General features: G+C 67.5%; 18 protein-coding genes. 10 read left to right on the top strand and 8 right to left on the bottom strand.

Annotation, left to right across the window (positions count from 1 at the left end; translation table 11 throughout):
- Both hemL and ACHMXA_RS29690 read left to right on the top strand, forming a co-directional pair.
- On the top strand, positions 1-1287 hold the full coding sequence (hemL, locus tag ACHMXA_RS29685) for a glutamate-1-semialdehyde 2,1-aminomutase (protein WP_395317415.1): 1287 nt from the start codon (positions 1-3) through the stop codon (positions 1285-1287).
- A gap of 5 nt (positions 1288-1292) precedes the next feature.
- A complete protein-coding gene (locus tag ACHMXA_RS29690) occupies positions 1293-1778 on the top strand; it encodes a hypothetical protein (RefSeq protein WP_395317416.1) in 486 nt (161 codons plus the stop codon).
- Positions 1779-1796: 18 nt separating this feature from the next.
- Here the strand turns inward: ACHMXA_RS29690 and ACHMXA_RS29695 are convergent, their stop codons facing one another.
- Positions 1797-2240, bottom strand: a complete 444-nt coding sequence (locus ACHMXA_RS29695) for a hypothetical protein (protein WP_395317417.1) — start codon at positions 2238-2240, stop codon at positions 1797-1799.
- A gap of 132 nt (positions 2241-2372) precedes the next feature.
- On the opposite strand from ACHMXA_RS29695, the gene ACHMXA_RS29700 reads away from it, so the two are divergent.
- Positions 2373-3095, top strand: a complete 723-nt coding sequence (locus tag ACHMXA_RS29700; RefSeq protein WP_395317418.1) for a TetR/AcrR family transcriptional regulator — start codon at positions 2373-2375, stop codon at positions 3093-3095.
- 50 nt (positions 3096-3145) lie between these two features.
- On the opposite strand, the gene purH is transcribed toward ACHMXA_RS29700, so the two are convergent.
- Genes purH through dusB form a run of 3 tightly spaced genes read right to left on the bottom strand, consistent with a single transcriptional unit; the run spans position 3146 to position 6087 of the window.
- Positions 3146-4753: a bifunctional phosphoribosylaminoimidazolecarboxamide formyltransferase/IMP cyclohydrolase gene (gene purH / locus ACHMXA_RS29705; protein WP_395317419.1), complete on the bottom strand. Its 1608-nt coding sequence runs from the start codon at positions 4751-4753 to the stop codon at positions 3146-3148.
- A 16-nt stretch (positions 4754-4769) separates the two neighbouring features.
- Positions 4770-5006, bottom strand: a complete 237-nt coding sequence (locus ACHMXA_RS29710) for a Fis family transcriptional regulator (protein WP_093205644.1) — start codon at positions 5004-5006, stop codon at positions 4770-4772.
- Positions 5007-5022: 16 nt separating this feature from the next.
- On the bottom strand, positions 5023-6087 hold the full coding sequence (gene dusB, locus ACHMXA_RS29715; protein ID WP_176663440.1) for a tRNA dihydrouridine synthase DusB: 1065 nt from the start codon (positions 6085-6087) through the stop codon (positions 5023-5025).
- Positions 6088-6261: 174 nt separating this feature from the next.
- Here dusB and ACHMXA_RS29720 point away from each other — a divergent pair, with 174 nt between their 5' ends.
- The gene (locus ACHMXA_RS29720) at positions 6262-6732 is read left to right on the top strand and encodes a YqaA family protein (protein WP_395317420.1); all 471 of its coding nucleotides are present in this window, start codon (positions 6262-6264) and stop codon (positions 6730-6732) included.
- Between the two features lie 15 nt (positions 6733-6747).
- Here the strand turns inward: ACHMXA_RS29720 and ACHMXA_RS29725 are convergent, their stop codons facing one another.
- The 4 genes from ACHMXA_RS29725 to ychF all read right to left on the bottom strand — a co-directional run bounded on the left by ACHMXA_RS29725 (position 6748) and on the right by ychF (position 9307).
- Complete coding sequence (locus ACHMXA_RS29725; protein WP_395317421.1) at positions 6748-7422, bottom strand: glutathione S-transferase; 675 nt, start codon at positions 7420-7422, stop codon at positions 6748-6750.
- Between the two features lie 64 nt (positions 7423-7486).
- Entirely contained in the window at positions 7487-7672 is a 186-nt protein-coding gene (locus ACHMXA_RS29730; protein ID WP_395317422.1) for a hypothetical protein, read from the bottom strand.
- Positions 7669-8190 (bottom strand): zeta toxin family protein, encoded by a 522-nt coding sequence (locus tag ACHMXA_RS29735; RefSeq protein WP_395317423.1) that lies wholly within the window; start codon positions 8188-8190, stop codon positions 7669-7671. The genes ACHMXA_RS29730 and ACHMXA_RS29735 overlap by 4 nt, the downstream gene beginning before the upstream one ends.
- A gap of 25 nt (positions 8191-8215) precedes the next feature.
- Positions 8216-9307 carry a redox-regulated ATPase YchF gene (ychF, locus tag ACHMXA_RS29740; protein ID WP_093205654.1) on the bottom strand — a complete coding sequence of 364 codons (1092 nt, stop codon included), beginning with the start codon at positions 9305-9307 and terminating at the stop codon, positions 8216-8218.
- Between the two features lie 206 nt (positions 9308-9513).
- Between ychF and ACHMXA_RS29745 the strand changes: the two genes are divergently transcribed.
- From ACHMXA_RS29745 to rbsD, 6 genes are read left to right on the top strand one after another with little or no spacing between them, the layout of a single operon-like run.
- Positions 9514-10467: a sugar ABC transporter substrate-binding protein gene (locus ACHMXA_RS29745; protein ID WP_395317424.1), complete on the top strand. Its 954-nt coding sequence runs from the start codon at positions 9514-9516 to the stop codon at positions 10465-10467.
- Between the two features lie 38 nt (positions 10468-10505).
- Positions 10506-12107 carry a sugar ABC transporter ATP-binding protein gene (locus tag ACHMXA_RS29750; RefSeq protein WP_395317425.1) on the top strand — a complete coding sequence of 534 codons (1602 nt, stop codon included), beginning with the start codon at positions 10506-10508 and terminating at the stop codon, positions 12105-12107.
- On the top strand, positions 12104-13099 hold the full coding sequence (locus ACHMXA_RS29755) for an ABC transporter permease (protein ID WP_395317426.1): 996 nt from the start codon (positions 12104-12106) through the stop codon (positions 13097-13099). The genes ACHMXA_RS29750 and ACHMXA_RS29755 overlap by 4 nt, the downstream gene beginning before the upstream one ends.
- A 37-nt stretch (positions 13100-13136) precedes the next feature.
- Positions 13137-14252 (top strand): LacI family DNA-binding transcriptional regulator, encoded by a 1116-nt coding sequence (locus tag ACHMXA_RS29760; RefSeq protein ID WP_395317427.1) that lies wholly within the window; start codon positions 13137-13139, stop codon positions 14250-14252.
- Positions 14249-15214: a ribokinase gene (gene rbsK, locus ACHMXA_RS29765; protein ID WP_395317428.1), complete on the top strand. Its 966-nt coding sequence runs from the start codon at positions 14249-14251 to the stop codon at positions 15212-15214. The genes ACHMXA_RS29760 and rbsK overlap by 4 nt, the downstream gene beginning before the upstream one ends.
- Positions 15211-15606, top strand: a complete 396-nt coding sequence (rbsD, locus tag ACHMXA_RS29770) for a D-ribose pyranase (RefSeq protein WP_395317429.1) — start codon at positions 15211-15213, stop codon at positions 15604-15606. Before rbsK ends, rbsD begins: the two co-directional genes overlap by 4 nt.
- Positions 15607-15609 lie beyond the last annotated feature (3 nt).

The raw sequence follows: 15609 nt of genomic DNA on the forward strand, positions 1-15609 counted from the left end.
ATGCCAAATACCGATCGCAACGACATTCTTTTCGAGCGCGCCCGCGCCGTGATTCCCGGCGGCGTGAATTCGCCCGTGCGCGCCTTCAAGGCCGTGGGCGGCACGCCCCGCTTCATCCAGCGCGCCCAGGGCGCCTATTTCTGGGACGCCAACGACAAGCGCTACATCGACTACATCGGCTCCTGGGGCCCGATGATCCTGGGCCATGGCCACCCCGCCGTGGTCGAGGCGGTGCAGAAGGCCGTGCTCGAGGGCTTCTCGTACGGCGCGCCGACCGAGCGCGAGATCGAACTGGCCGAAGCCATCCTCGCGCTGGTGCCGTCGATGGAAATGGTGCGCCTGGTCAGCTCCGGCACCGAAGCCGCCATGAGCGCGCTGCGCCTGGCGCGCGGCGCCACCGGCCGCAAGAGCATCGTCAAGTTCGAGGGCTGCTACCACGGCCACGCCGACGCACTGCTCGTGAAGGCCGGCTCCGGCCTCGCCACCTTCGGCAACCCCACCTCCGCGGGCGTGCCGCCCGAGGTGGTGCAGCACACCATCGTGCTCGAGTACAACAACCTGCAGCAGCTGGAAGAAGCCTTCGCGCTGCACGGCAAGGACATCGCCTGCCTGATGATCGAGGCGATCGCCGGCAACATGAACTTCGTGCGCGCCACGCCCGAATTCGCGCGCCGCTGCCGCGAGCTCTGCACGCAGCACGGCGCCCTGCTGGTCTTCGACGAGGTGATGACGGGCTTTCGCGTGGGCCTGCACGGCGCACAGGGCGTGCTGGGCATCAAGCCCGACCTCACGGTGCTCGGTAAGGTCATCGGCGGGGGCATGCCTCTCGCGGCCTTCGGCGGGCCGCGCGCGATCATGGAGCAGCTCGCGCCGCTGGGGCCGGTCTACCAGGCCGGCACGCTGTCGGGCAATCCGGTGGCCACGGCCTGCGGACTCGCCACGCTGAAGGAGATCGCGAAGTCCGGTTTCTACGAAGCGCTGGGCAAGAAGACGCGCTCGCTCGTCGATGGGCTCAAGGCCGCTGCAGCGGCCGAAGGCCGGCCCTTCAGCGCCGACAGCGAAGGCGGCATGTTCGGCTTCTTCCTGATGAAGGAACTGCCGCAAAACTATGCCACCGTGATGACAACCGACAACGCGAAGTTCAATGCGTTGTTTCACGGTCTGCTGGATCGCGGCGTGTATATTGCGCCCGCGCTTTACGAAGCAGGCTTCGTGAGCGCGGCCCACAGCGACGACGACATCGCCGCAACCATCGAAGCCGCACGACAAATCTTCAGGACACCCTAGCCACCATGAACCCCCTGCGCACGCTGCCGGCCCTGAGCATCGCTCTTCTCATCCCCGGCTTCGCGGCGGCGCAGGAGTCGTCCTTCGATCCGAAGAACATCTGGATCAACCCCGGCTTCTATTCGGCTCACTTCGACAGCGGCAAGGGGCTGGAGAACGTCAACCAGGGGCTGGGCTTCGAGTACCCGCTGAACGACACCTTCCGCGTGACCGCAGGCACCTTCCGCAACAGCGACCGCCGGCAGTCGAACTACGTGGGGCTGTACGCCCTGCCCTTCGAGTTCTACGGCGTGAAGTTCGGCGCGGTGGTAGGCGGCTTCGACGGCTATCCCAACTACCGCAACGGCAACTGGTTCCCGGCCATCCTTCCGGTGGCCGCCATCGAGGGCAAGAACTGGGGCCTCAACATCGCCTACGTGCCGACGATCAAGAACCGGCTGTACGGCGCCGTGACCTTCCAACTGAAGTACCGCTTCGGCACGCACGAGTAAGCCGGCCCTTCGGCTTGTCTATCGGGTCGTGACTTTCACGAGCCGGGTCACCGGCTTGCCGTCCACCAGGACAGGTTTGTGCTGGTCGTCGGCCAGCAGGATGCCGATCACGTGCTCTCCCGTCGGCGACGGGCATGGGCCGAAGCGCGCCTTGATCAGCTCTCCGCCGAAGTCACTGTTCATGCTGTTGTAGGGCCGGCCCGGCAGGTTGCAGCTGTCGCCTTCGGGATCGATCTTCATGTGGATGTGGCCACAACGCTTGTCGCCGCCGCATTGACCGGCGGCGAGCAGCCTGTAGTTGCTCTGCACGACCACGCCGATGGCGCGCTCGGCATCGCTGCCCAGTTGCACGACAGCCCCTTCGGGCGGCCAGACGATCTGCAATGTCGGCGCGGATTCCTGGGCCGATGCCGCGCCTGCCCAAAGGGCCGCGGCGAACAGAAAAGCAAGACGGATGCGCATGAGAACTCCAGTCGGAACGATGGATGGAAATGGTTCGGATACCGCGCATGTAATCAATGCATACATCGCAGCGGGGCGCAGTCTAGCGCAAAATAAGCAGCGCTTACATTGAATGCAGCAAGCTCCGTCCCCATGGCCACCCGCACCCCCTCTCCGCCCGCTCCCGAACCCCGCGCCTATCACCACGGCAACCTGCGCGAGGCGCTGATCGAGGCGGCCGTCGAGCTGATCGAGCGCGACGGCCTCGACAAGCTCAGCGTGCGCGAAACGGCCAAGCGGGCGGGCGTGTCGCCGGGCGCGCCGTTCCGTCATTTCGCGACCAAGACCGCGCTGCTGACGGCCGTGGCCGAGCAGGCGACGCAGCGCCTTCGCGCGCATGTGGAAGAAGCCGTGGCGGCCGCCGCCGAAGCACCACCGCTGGCGCGCTTCGGCGCCATCGGCCATGCCTACATCGAATGGGCGCGCTCGAACCCGACGCACTTTCGCGTCATCAGCGAACGCTCGCTGATCGACTACGACGATTCGCCGAGCCTGCGCAGCGACAACGAAACGATCCGCGCGCAAATGCGCAAGCTGTTCGACGAGGCATTCGCGCAAAGCGGCAGCACGACGAATGCCACCGATGCCGCGCACGCGCAGATCGCCGCGCGCGCACTGGTCTATGGCCTGGCACGCATGGCCGTGGACGGACACTTTCCTGAATGGAGCCTTTCGCGCCAGTCGACCGCGAAGACGATGGCGGGCACGCTGGATTTCTTCATGTCGCTGCTCGCGGGCGCAGCGGAGTCCAGTGCCGAAACGGCAGCATCACCCCAAAAGAAAAAGGCCGGGTCGCGCACGCCAGCGAAGAGCTAGCGGACGGCCCGGCCGCGCCCTGGAACGGGCGCCGGTCGATCAGTGATGGATCAGTGACGGAAGTGCCGCACGCCCGACAACACCATCACCACGCCGCGCTCGTCCGCAGCATCGATGACTTCCTGGTCGCGCATCGAGCCGCCCGGCTGGATCACGCAGCTCGCACCCGCGTCCACCACCACGTCGAGGCCGTCGCGGAACGGGAAGAAGGCGTCGCTGGCCACGGCCGTGTCCTTCAGCGAGAGGCCGGCGTGCTCGGCCTTGATGCTGGCGATGCGCGCCGAATCGAGGCGGCTCATCTGGCCCGCGCCCACGCCCATGGTCATGCCGTTGGCGCAGAACACGATCGCGTTGCTCTTCACGTACTTGGCGACCTTCCATGCGAACAGCAGGTCTTGCAGCTGCTGCGGCGTGGGCTGCTTCTTGCTGACCACCTTGAGGTCGCTGGCGGCGAGCTCGTGGTTGTCGGCCGTCTGGATCAGCAGGCCCGAGCCGACGCGCTTGACGTCCATGGCGTTGCGGCCGTTGTCCCAGTCGGTGGCACCACCCTTGGGCAGCGCGATCTCGAGCACGCGCACGTTCAGCTTGGCCTTGGTGGCCTGGAACACCTCGAGCGCCTCGGACGTGTAGCCGGGCGCCATCAGCACCTCGACGAACTGCTTGGCGATCTCCTGCGCGGTCGCGCCGTCCACCGGGCGGTTGAAGGCGATGATGCCGCCGAAGGCCGAGGTCGGGTCGGTCTTGAAGGCCTTGGAATAGGCCTCGGCCGCGTCCTTGCCGATGGCCACGCCGCAGGGGTTGGCGTGCTTCACGATCACGCAGGCGGGCACGTCGAAGCTCTTCACGCATTCCCATGCGGCGTCGGCGTCGGCGATGTTGTTGTAGCTCAGTTCCTTGCCCTGCAGCTGCTTCGCCGAAACGAGCGAGCCGGGCGCGGGATGCAGGTCGCGGTAGAACGCGGCCTGCTGGTGCGGGTTCTCGCCGTAGCGCAGGTCCTGCACCTTCACGAAGCGGCCGTTGCTCTGCGCCGGGAACAGCGAACGCTTGGGCGCGGGCTGTCCGATGCTGGCGTCGAAGTCGATGGCCGAGAGGTAGTCGCTGATCGCGCCGTCGTAGTCGGCGATGCGGTTGAACGCGGCCACCGAGAACGCGAACTTGGTCTTGTCGCTGAGCTTGCCGTTCGCCTTGAGTTCGGCCAGCGCCACCGCGTACTGCGACGAGTCGGTGAGCACGCCCACGTCCTTCCAGTTCTTGGCCGCGCTGCGCACCATGGCCGGACCGCCGATGTCGATGTTCTCGATCGCGTCTTCCAGCGTGCAGCCGGGCTTGGCCACCGTGGCCTCGAACGGGTACAGGTTGACCACCAGCAGGTCGATGGTGTCGATGCCGTGTTCCTTGATGGCGGCCACGTGCGCGGGCAGGTCGCGGCGCGCGAGCAGGCCGCCGTGGATCTTCGGATGCAGCGTCTTCACGCGGCCGTCGAGCATTTCGGGAAAGCCGGTGTGGTCGGCCACCTCGGTGACGGGCAGGCCGGCATCGGCCAGCAGCTTGGCGGTGCCGCCGGTGGACAGCAGCTTGATGCCCAGCGCATGCAGCGCCTGGGCGAATTCGAGGATGCCGGTCTTGTCGGAAACGGAGATGAGTGCAGTCTGGGCCATTGGATATGCCGTGGAGTTATTTCAAAAGTTTGTGCTCGACCAATTTCTTGCGGAGCGTGTTGCGATTCAGGCCCAGCCATTGCGCGGCCTTCGACTGGTTGCCCTCGGCGCGCGTCATCACGACATCGAGCAGGGGTTTCTCGACCACGCGCACGAGCATGTCGTACATGCCGTCGGGTTCGGTGCCGCGCAGATCGCGAAAGTAGCTGTCCAGACTGGTGCGCACGCAGTCCTCGATGTGTTTCTTGCTCATTGCTTCTTCTCTTTTTTCAATCGACGGCGCAGGCCGTCTCCTCTTCACCTGGCAACGCCTCTTCGTCCACCAGGTGCTGCACGGGCATGCGGTCCATCCGGTCCGCGAGCCCGTCGAAATAGTCGCCGACCGCGCGCAGCTGCTCGGCACAGTCCTCGATGATGTTCATGCGTGCGCGGAACGCCTCGCCGTCGGGCAGCGTGCGCACGTACCAGCCGATGTGCTTGCGCGCTGTGCGCACACCGCTGTAGTCGCCGTAGAGCGCATAGTGCTCCACCAGGTGGTCGAGCAGCAAGCGGCGCACCTCCGCCACCAGCGGCGGCGCGCGGTGGGTGCCGGTTTCGAGGAAGTGCGCGATCTCGCGGAAGATCCAAGGCCTGCCCTGTGCGGCGCGGCCGACCATCACGGCGTCGGCGCCGGTGGCCGCGAGCACGTCGCGCGCCTTCTCGGGCGAGCGGATGTCGCCGTTGGCCACCACCGGGATGCGCACCGCTGCCTTCACTGCGGCGATGGTGTCGTACTCGGCGAAGCCCTTGTAGCCCTGCTCGCGCGTGCGTCCGTGCACGGTGAGCATCTGCACGCCGGCCGATTCGAAGTCGCGCGCCAGCTTCACCGCGTTGCGGTGCTCCTGGCTCCAGCCGGTGCGCATCTTGAGCGTGACCGGCACGCCGAAGGGCTGCGCGGCATCGACCACGGCCTGCACGATCTCCAGCGCCAGCGGCTCGTCGCGCATGAGCGCCGAACCCGCCCACTTGTTGCAGACCTTCTTGGCCGGGCAGCCCATGTTGATGTCGATGATCTGCGCGCCGCGCTCGATGTTGTAGACCGCGGCCTCGGCCATCATGGCCGCGTCGGTGCCGGCGATCTGCACCGCAATGGGGCCCGGCTCGCCGTCGTGGTTGGCACGGCGCGACGTCTTGAGCGAGCCCCAGAGCTCCTTGCGCGAGGTGACCATCTCGCTGACCGCGTAGCCCGCGCCGAGCGCGCGGCACAGCATGCGGAAAGGCCGGTCCGTCACGCCGGCCATGGGCGCGACGAACAGGCGGTTTTCCAGCGTGTGGTTGCCGATCTGCAAGGTCATTTGGAAGGGGGAGCTGCGCGTTCGGCTGCTGAAAAATGAGGCACGATTGTAGCCACGCCGCATTTCAGCGACTGAAACGATTTGCGCCTCGGTACCCCGTACAAATACCGGTGCGCGCCGGGGCTTTCTCCCACGCGTCGGCGGTGTCCGCGCTGCCTATACTGCGCCGACCCTATGCAAGCCTGGCTCGACTCTCTCCTTGCGCTGCTGGCGCTGCCGCAGTACGGACTCTCCACGCTCTTCGTGGCGGCCTTCGTCTCCGCGACGCTTCTGCCGGTGGGCTCCGAGCCATTTCTCTTCGGCCTGCTCAAGCTCAATCCCGACATGTTCTGGCCCGCCATCGCGGTGGCGACCGTGGGCAACACGCTGGGCGGCGCGGTCGACTGGTGGATGGGCTACGGCGCGCACAAGGTCGCCGACAAATACTCGCACTCGAAACATCATGTGCGCGTTCTGGGCTGGCTCGAGAAACTCGGCCCCAAGGCCTGCCTGCTGAGCTGGCTGCCGCTGGTGGGCGATCCGCTGTGCGCGGTGGCGGGCTGGCTCAAGCTGCCGTTCTGGCCCTGCGTGGCCTACATGGCGATCGGGAAGTTCCTGCGCTACGTCACGATGACGGTCGCGCTGCTGCACGTGTTTCCGTCCTGAATCCGAAGCCTCGATTCAGTTCAGCAAGGCGTAGGGCCCGCCGCGCTCCAGCGCTCGCTTGTAGGCGGGACGCGCATGGATGCGCTCCAGGTACGCCATCAGCTTCGGCCTCTTCGCATCGAGCCCGCCGCGCGCCCGCGCACCCTCGACCACGAAGCTCATCTGGATGTCCGCGCCGGTGAACGCGTCGCCCGCGAACCACTCGCTCCTGCCGAGCTCGGCCTCCATGTAGTTCAGGTGGCTCGCGATGTTCGGGTTGATGAACGCCGACTTCGTCTTCGCCGCGATCGCCTTGGCCACCGGCCTCGCGAAGAAAGGCATCTTGCCGGTCTCGATGCGGTCGAAGATCAGCTTCAGCAGCAGCGGAGACATGGCCGTGCCTTCCGCGAAATGCAGCCAGTAGCGATAGCGCACCGCCTCCGCAGAGCCCGCGGCGGGCGCAAGCCGGCCATTGCCGTAGCGCTCGATCACCGTCTCGATGATCGCGCCCGACTCCGCAAGCGTCAGTCCGTCATCCGTCGTGACGACCGGCGACTTTCCCAGCGGATGAACGGCTCGCAGCGAAGCGGGCGCCAACATGGTCTGCGGATCGCGCTGGTAGTGCACGATCTCGTAGGGCAGCTCCAGCTCCTCGAGCAGCCAGAGAACGCGCTGCGAGCGGGAGTTGTTGAGGTGGTGGACGGTGAGCATGGGGCTGGCCTTGGGAGGAGAGAAAGGGCGCGCGGAGTCTATCCAACAACCCGACGCCACCGCTTCACTTCACGCCGGCCTTGCGCAGCTCGTCGGCCGTGATGCGAACCGGCTTCTGGCCTCGCTGCACCACGATGGCGGTGTTGGTGCGTACTGCGGCTTCCCGAGCTGCCCTGGCAGCGCGCCGGATCGCGATCAGCGAAGCGGCGAGGTCCTTGTCCTTTGCTTGCGACAGTTGCTCATTGGTCACGCTGCTTCCCCCCATTCGATGAGTGCCGGCTCTTCACCGGCGTTGTCGTACAGAGCCCAGGCATCGACTGCGCCACGATAGCTGTCGTCGAAGTTCCTGCGCCCCGACGCGAAACGGCGGCGAATCACGTCTTCAGGAATGTGATGGCCACCTTGCCGAACACGCTCCGCCACGCGCGCAATCGCAAATTCTGCCGTCGGCAATGCCAGGAAGAAAAGACTCACGTGGTAGCCCATGGCTCTCCATTCCCCGATGTGGCGGAGATAGCCCAAGCCCGACAGGGTGGTCTCGAAAGCAAAGCTCTCCCGGCGGCGCACGCATTCCGCGATCTCTTCCAGCATCAGCCGACCGGCCTTGATGGCTTGCGCTTCCGGCGCGAAAGGAGACAGCCCCGCAGCGATCAAGTCCGCATTGATGAAGCGCGATACCTGCGCCTCCTGGGGAAGGAAGGCACGGGCGAAGGTGGTCTTGCCCGCGCCGTTCGGGCCCGCAATGATGACGATCTTGGGGCTGCTCATCAGAGGGGGCGACAACCGAAAGGAATCAGGAGCTAAACAGGAAGTTCATCACGTCGCCATCCTTCACGACGTATTCCTTGCCTTCCGAACGCATCTTCCCCGCGTCCTTCGCGCCCTGCTCGCCCTTGAAGGCGATGTAGTCCTCGAACGCGATGGTCTGGGCGCGGATGTAGCCCTTCTCGAAGTCGCCGTGGATCACGCCTGCGGCCTGCGGGCCGGTGTCGCCGATATGGATGGTCCAGGCGCGCACTTCCTTCACGCCGGCGGTGAAGTAGGTCTGCAGGCCCAGCAGCTTGAAGGCCGCACGGATCAGGCGGTTCAGGCCCGGCTCTTCCTGGCCGATCTCGGCGAGGAACATCTTCTTGTCCTCGTCGTCCATCTCGGCCAGGTCGGCTTCGATCTTGGCGCAGATGGCGACCACGGGCGCGTTCTGCTTGGCGGCGTATTCGCGCAGGCGGTCGAGGTAGGGGTTGTTCTCGAAGCCGTCTTCCGCCACGTTGCCCACGAACATCGCGGGCTTGGCGGTGATCAGCGTGAAGCTCTTGACCAGCGGCTGCTCTTCCTTGGTGAACTCGAGCGCGCGCACCGGCGTGTTCTCGTTCAGCGCGGCCTGGCAGCGCTCGAGCAGGCCGACGAGCTTCTGCGCGTCCTTGTCGCCCGAACGAGCCACCTTGGTGTGGCGGTGCAGCGCCTTCTCGACCGTGGCGAGGTCGGCCAGGCAGAGTTCGGTCTGGATCACCTCGATGTCGGAGATCGGGTCGACCTTGCCGGCCACGTGCACCACGTTCTCGTCGTCGAAGCAGCGCACCACGTTCACGGTGGCGTCGGTCTCGCGGATGTGGGCCAGGAACTTGTTGCCCAGGCCTTCGCCGGTGCTGGCACCGGCCACCAGGCCGGCGATGTCGACGAACTCGACGATGGCGGGCACCACGCGCTCGGGCTTGACGATCTCGGCGAGCTGGTCGAGGCGGGGGTCGGGCACTTCCACCACGCCCACGTTGGGCTCGATGGTGCAGAAGGGATAGTTTTCCGCCGCGATGCCGGCCTTGGTCAGCGCATTGAAAAGGGTGGATTTACCGACGTTGGGCAGGCCGACGATGCCGCATTGCAAACTCATGGGAGGTCCTCTTGGGTAACCCGCAATTTTAGGCGAGCATGTCCGGATGCCCGTCCGACAGGTCTTCGAGCCGCCGCGAGCCGTCTTTCGCGATCAGGGTTAGCACCGATTCGCAAACGTTTGCGCAAACGTTTCCCTCAGTTAACATCGGCGCCCCGGCCAAGACCGGCGCACCGTTCCGATCAACCATCCCAGGAGACATCCACATGAAGTTCACCCGCCGTACCCTGCAAAGCGCTGCCGCCCTGACGCTGCTGGGCGCCTTGGCCGGAACGTCCGCATTCGCGCAGGAAAAGCCCAAGGTCGCACTGGTCATGAAGTCGCTGGCCAACGAATTCTTCCGCACCATGGAAGACGGCGCCAAGGCGCACCAGAAGGCCAACGCCTCCAAGTACACGCTGGTGGCCAACGGCATCAAGGACGAGACCGACACCGCCGCGCAGATCAAGATGGTCGAGCAGATGGTGGCACAGAAGATCAACGCGCTGGTCATCGCGCCGGCCGATTCGAAGGCCTTGGTGCCCGCGATCAAGGCGGCCATCGACAAGGGCATCCTGGTGGTCAACATCGACAACCAGCTCGACGCCGCCGCGCTGAAGGAAAAGGGCATCCAGGTGCCCTTCGTGGGCCCCGACAACCGCGCCGGCGCCAAGCTGGTGGGCGATGCGCTCGCCAAAGAGCTGAAGTCGGGCGACAAGGTCGGCATCATCGAAGGCGTGTCGACCACCTTCAATGCGCAGCAGCGCACGCTGGGCTACCAGGACGCGATGAAGGCCGCCGGCGTGACGGTGGTGGGCGTGCAGTCCGGCCAGTGGGAAATCGACAAGGGCAACACCGTGGCCGCCGGCATGATGCGCGAGCACCCCGACCTGAAGGCGCTGCTCGCGGGCAACGACAGCATGGCGCTGGGCGCCGTGGCTGCCGTCAAGGCAGCCGGCAAGACCGGCAAGGTGCTGGTGGTCGGCTACGACAACATCGGCGCCATCAAGCCGATGCTGAAGGACGGCCGCGTGCTCGCCACCGCCGACCAGTTCGCCGCCAAGCAGGCGGTGTTCGGCATCGAGACCGCGCTGAAGGCCCTCGCAGAGAACAAGAAGCAGGCCGACATGCCCGTCGAAGTGAAGACCGACGTGGTCCTGGTCACCAAAGACTCCAAGTAAGAAAACGGAAAGAGCAGACGTTGACAGCATCCGCCGCCATGAATCTCACAACGGCCCTGCCCGTGCTCTCGCTGAGCGCCATGGGCAAGGACTACGCGGCGCCGGTGCTGGACGACGTCTCGCTCGTGCTCAACCCCGGCGAAGTGCTGGCTCTCACGGGCGAGAACGGCGCCGGCAAGAGCACGCTGTCGAAGATCGTCTGCGGCCTGGTGCAGCCCACGCGCGGCCAGATGCTGCTCGACGGCAAGCCCTTCGCGCCCGCCTCGCGCCGCGACGCCGAGCGCCTGGGCGTGCGCATGGTCATGCAGGAGCTCGGCCTCGTCACCACGCTGTCGGTGGCCGAGAACCTGCTGCTCGACCGCCTGCCCAACAAGACCGGCTGGATACGCAAGGCCAAGCTGCACGAGCTAGCCGCGCGCCAGCTCGCCAAGATCGGCATGCAGAACATCGACCCGGCCACGCCGGTGGCGCGCCTGGGCATCGGCCAGCAGCAGATGGTGGAGATCGCGCGCAACCTGCAGGACGACACGCGCGTACTGGTGCTCGACGAGCCCACCGCCATGCTCACGCCGCGCGAAACCTCGCACCTCTTCGAGCAGATCGACCTGCTGAAGGCTCGCGGCGTGGCCATCGTCTACGTGTCGCACCGCCTCGAAGAGCTTCAGCGCATCGCCGACCGCGTGGCGGTGCTGCGCGACGGCCGGCTGGTGGACGTGCGGGCCATGGCCGGCGTGCGCGAATCCGAGCTGGTTCAGCGCATGGTCGGCCGCGCGGTGCACGAGCACGAAGGGCGCGACCGCCGCGTTGCCGGCCCGGTGCTGCTGAGCGCGCGCGGCATCGGCCGGGCGCAGGTCGTTCGCGACGTCGACATCGACCTTCGCGCGGGCGAAGTCATGGGACTGGCCGGCCTGGTCGGCTCGGGCCGGACCGAACTGGTGCGCCTGCTGTTCGGTGCCGACCGCGCCGATCGCGGCGAGATCACCCTTTATGAAAACAACCAGCCCGTGCAGCAGGCGCGCAAGGGCTGGCGCTCGCCGATGCAGGCCATCCGCGCCGGCATCGGCCTGGTCACCGAAGACCGCAAGTCGCAGGGCCTGCTGCTGCCGCAGTCGATCCGCGTCAATGCCACGCTCAGCGACCTGGGCGCGATCTCGCACGCCGGCTGGCTGCAGCGCGCCAGGGAGCGCGGCATCGCGCGCAAGCTGGTGGAGCTGCTGCGCATCCGCTCGCGCAGCATCGAGCAGCCGGTGGCCACGCTCAGCGGCGGCAACCAGCAGAAGGTGGTGTTCGCGCGCTGGCTGCACCGCGAATGCAAGGTGCTGCTGCTGGACGAACCCACGCGCGGCGTGGACGTGGGCGCGCGCGCCGACCTCTACGCCGAGCTCGACCGCATGACCGACGCCGGCAAGGCGCTGCTGATGGTGTCGAGCGACCTGCGCGAACTCATGGCCATGTGCGACCGCATCGGCGTGATGAGCGCCGGCCGCCTCGTCGCCGTGTTCGAGCGCGGCGAGTGGACCGAACAATCGCTGCTGGCCGCAGCATTCAGCGACGCGACAGGACGCGCCGCCAACCCGCCGACGGTATCCGCCATCTCCGCCATTCCCGCCCAGTCCCCGGTCACCGCCGACACACCATGAACGCTGCCGCCTCCCCAACCACCACTCCGAAGCCCGCGCCTTCCGCGCTCAAGGGCCAGCTCGGCACCTACCTGGGCCTGACGGTCGTGCTCGTGGGCATGATCGCCCTCTTCGGCTCGCTCAGCGAATACTTCCTGACACGCGAGACCTTCGTCTCCATCGCCAACGAGATCCCGGCGCTGGCCGTGATGGCGGTCGGCATGACCTTCGTGCTGATCATCGCGGGTATCGACCTGTCGGTGGGCTCGGTGCTGGCGCTCAGCGCCGCCGTCACCGCCGCCGCCATCCTCGAATGGAAGCTCTCGGTGCCGCTGGCCGCCGCGCTCGGACTGGCCACGGGCCTGGTGTGCGGCACGGTCACGGGCGCGGTGTCGGTGGCATGGCGGCTGCCGAGCTTCATCGTGTCGCTGGGCATGCTGGAGGCGGTGCGCGGAGGCGCCTACCTCGTGACCGATTCGCGCACGCAGTACGTGGGCGACGCCATCTCGGGCCTGGCCGCGCCGTGGATCGGCGGCATCTCCGCCGCCTTCGTGCTGGCGGTGGTGCTGGTGGTCGTCGGGCAGATGGTGCTCACGCGCACCGTGTTCGGCCGCCACGTGGTGGGCATCGGCACCAACGAAGAAGCGATGCGCCTGGCGGGCGTCGATCCGCGCCCCATCCGCATCATCGTGTTCGCCGTCACCGGACTGCTGGCCGGCCTCGCGGGCCTGATGCAGTCGGCCCGCCTGGAAGCTGCCGACCCGAACGCGGGCGTGGGCATCGAGCTGCAGGTGATCGCGGCCGTGGTCATCGGCGGCACCAGCCTGATGGGCGGGCGCGGCTCGGTCGTCAACACCTTCTTCGGCGTGCTGATCATCGCGGTGCTCGAAGCCGGCCTCGCGCAGGTGGGCGCCAGCGAACCGAGCAAGCGGATCATCACCGGCGCGGTGATCGTGGTGGCGGTCATCATCGACACCCTGCGCCAGCGTCGCGCGGAACGCCGCCTGGCCTGATCGGGCCCGGCCCACACAGGAACAGGAAGAAAAAACCATGGCCACCATCAAGGACGTCGCACTGAAGGCCGAGGTGTCGGTCACCACCGTCTCGCACGTGGTCAACGACACGCGCCACGTGAGCGCCAAGGTGCGCGAGCGGGTGGAGCTCGCCATCCGCGAGCTGGGCTACGTGCCCAACGCGATGGCGCGCAGCCTCAAGAGCAACACCACCTCGACGCTGGGAATGCTGATTCCCAACAGCTCGAACCCCTACTTCGCCGAGATCGTGCGCACCGTGGAAGACCGCTGCTTCGGCGCCGGCTACACGCTGGTGCTGTGCAACACCGACGACGAGCCCCGCCGCCAGAGCGTGTACCTGCAGGTGCTGGCCGAACGACGCATCGACGGCCTGATCGTGGTGTCGACCGGCGAGGGCGACGACGAGGCACTGGCGAAGCAGCTGCACGGCCTGCGCATGCCGGCCGTGCTGGTCGACCGCGAGATCGCCGACCCGGCCTGCGACCTGGTGGAAACCGCGCACATGCAGGGCGGCCTGCTCGCGGTGCGGCACCTGCTGTCCCTGGGCCACAGGCGCATCGCCTGCATCGGCGGTCCGGCGGGCGTGATGCCGAGCGAGCAGCGCATCGAAGGCTGGCGCATCGCGCTGGTCGAGGCCGGCGCCACGCCCAGCCTCGCCAACGGCGATTCGCTGCTGTGGCGCGGCGGCTTCACCAGCCAGGGCGGCTACGAGGCGATGCACGCCATCCTGCGCACCGAGCAGAAGCCCTCGGCCGTGTTCGTCTGCAACGACCTGATGGCCATCGGCGCACTGCGCGCGGCGCATGAGAGCGGCGTGCGCGTGCCCGACGAGCTCTCGATCGTCGGCTTCGACGACATCGAACTCTCGGCCTACACCAGCCCCCCGCTCACCACCGTGGCGCAGCCCAAGGAGCGCATCGGCGCTATGGCCGTCGACATGCTGCTCGAGCGCATCGGCGGCAAGCGCCGCGACGCGCGCAAGGTGGTGCTCCAGCCCGAACTGCGCGTGCGTGCGTCGACCGCGCGGCATGCGAGCTTCCGCGAGCCCGCCGCGCCTGCCGCCGCCGGGGCCGCCGCATCCACCACAGCCGAAACGCCTTCCACGCCAACCCGAAAGTCCCGCACCCCGTGAGCCTGAAGCCTTCATCCAGCAGCCCAGCCCCGGCGCCGCGCATCGTGGTGCTCGGCAGCCTCAACATGGACCTGGTGCTGCGCGTGCCGCATGCGCCGGCCGCGGGCGAAACCCTGCTGGGCCACTCGATCGCCACCATTCCCGGCGGCAAGGGCGCCAATCAGGCCGTGAGCTGCGCGCGCGAAGGCGGCCACGTACAGATGATCGGCTGCGTCGGCGACGACGCGCACGGCGCGGCCCTGCGCGATTCGCTGCAGCGCGACGGCATCGACACGACCGCCCTGCGCACCGTGGCGGGCGAGCCCACGGGCACGGCGCTGATCGTGGTGGAAGACAGCGGCCAGAACCGCATCGTGATCATCCCGGGCGCCAACGCCAGGCTGGAGGCCGATGAAGCCGCGCTGAGGCAGCAGGTGCAAGGCGCCGCCTTCCTGGTGACGCAGTTCGAGACGCCGCTGGAACAGGTCGCGCGCGCCATCGCCGTGGCGCATGAAGCGGGCTGCAAGGTGCTGCTGAACCCCTCGCCGGTGCAAGCCATCGCCGAACCGCTGTGGCCGAAGATCGACACGCTGGTGGTCAACGAGATCGAGGCGCAGACGCTGTGCGGCCAGTCCGCCGACAGCCCGCAGGAAGCCGCGCAGGCCGGCCGGGCGCTGCGCGCCAGGGGCATCGCGCGCGTGGTGGTCACGCTGGGCTCGCGCGGCGCGGTGGCCATCGATGCCGACGGCGCACGCCATCACCCCGCGCCGCAGGTGCAGGCGGTCGACACCACGGCCGCCGGCGACACCTTCCTGGGCGCGCTCGCCGTCGCGCTGGGCGAGGGCCAGTCCTTCGACGAGGCCGTGCGCCTGGGCATCCGCGCCGCGGCGCTGTGCATCCAGCAGCCCGGCGCCCAGCCCTCCATTCCGCAGCGCGACGCCGTGCTGCGCAGCCCCATGCCCCCCGACTGGATCAAGCTTTGAAACGCACCGCCCTGCTGCACGCCGAACTCTCCCACGTGATCGCCTCTCTGGGCCACGGCGACATGCTCGTGCTCGGCGATGCCGGCCTGCCCATTCCCGACGGCCCGCGCCGCATCGATCTCGCGGTGGCCCGCGGCGTGCCGACGCTCGACGAAGTGCTGCAGGCCGTGCTGTCGGAGATGCAGGTGGAAGGCATCGTGATCGCCGAAGAGGCCTTGGCCAGCAACGAAAAGAAGCTGCCGGGCTGGTACCCGCAGTCGCTGGGCATCGAGCCCCAGACCGTGTCGCACGAGGAATTCAAGCGCCGCACGGCCAAGGCCCGCGCCATGGTGCGCACGGGCGAATGCACGCCCTACGCGAACATCATCCTCATCGCCGGCGTGAAGTTCTGAGGC

Source organism: Variovorax sp. UC74_104 (genome assembly GCF_044055375.1).
Lineage (GTDB): Bacteria > Pseudomonadota > Gammaproteobacteria > Burkholderiales > Burkholderiaceae_C > Variovorax.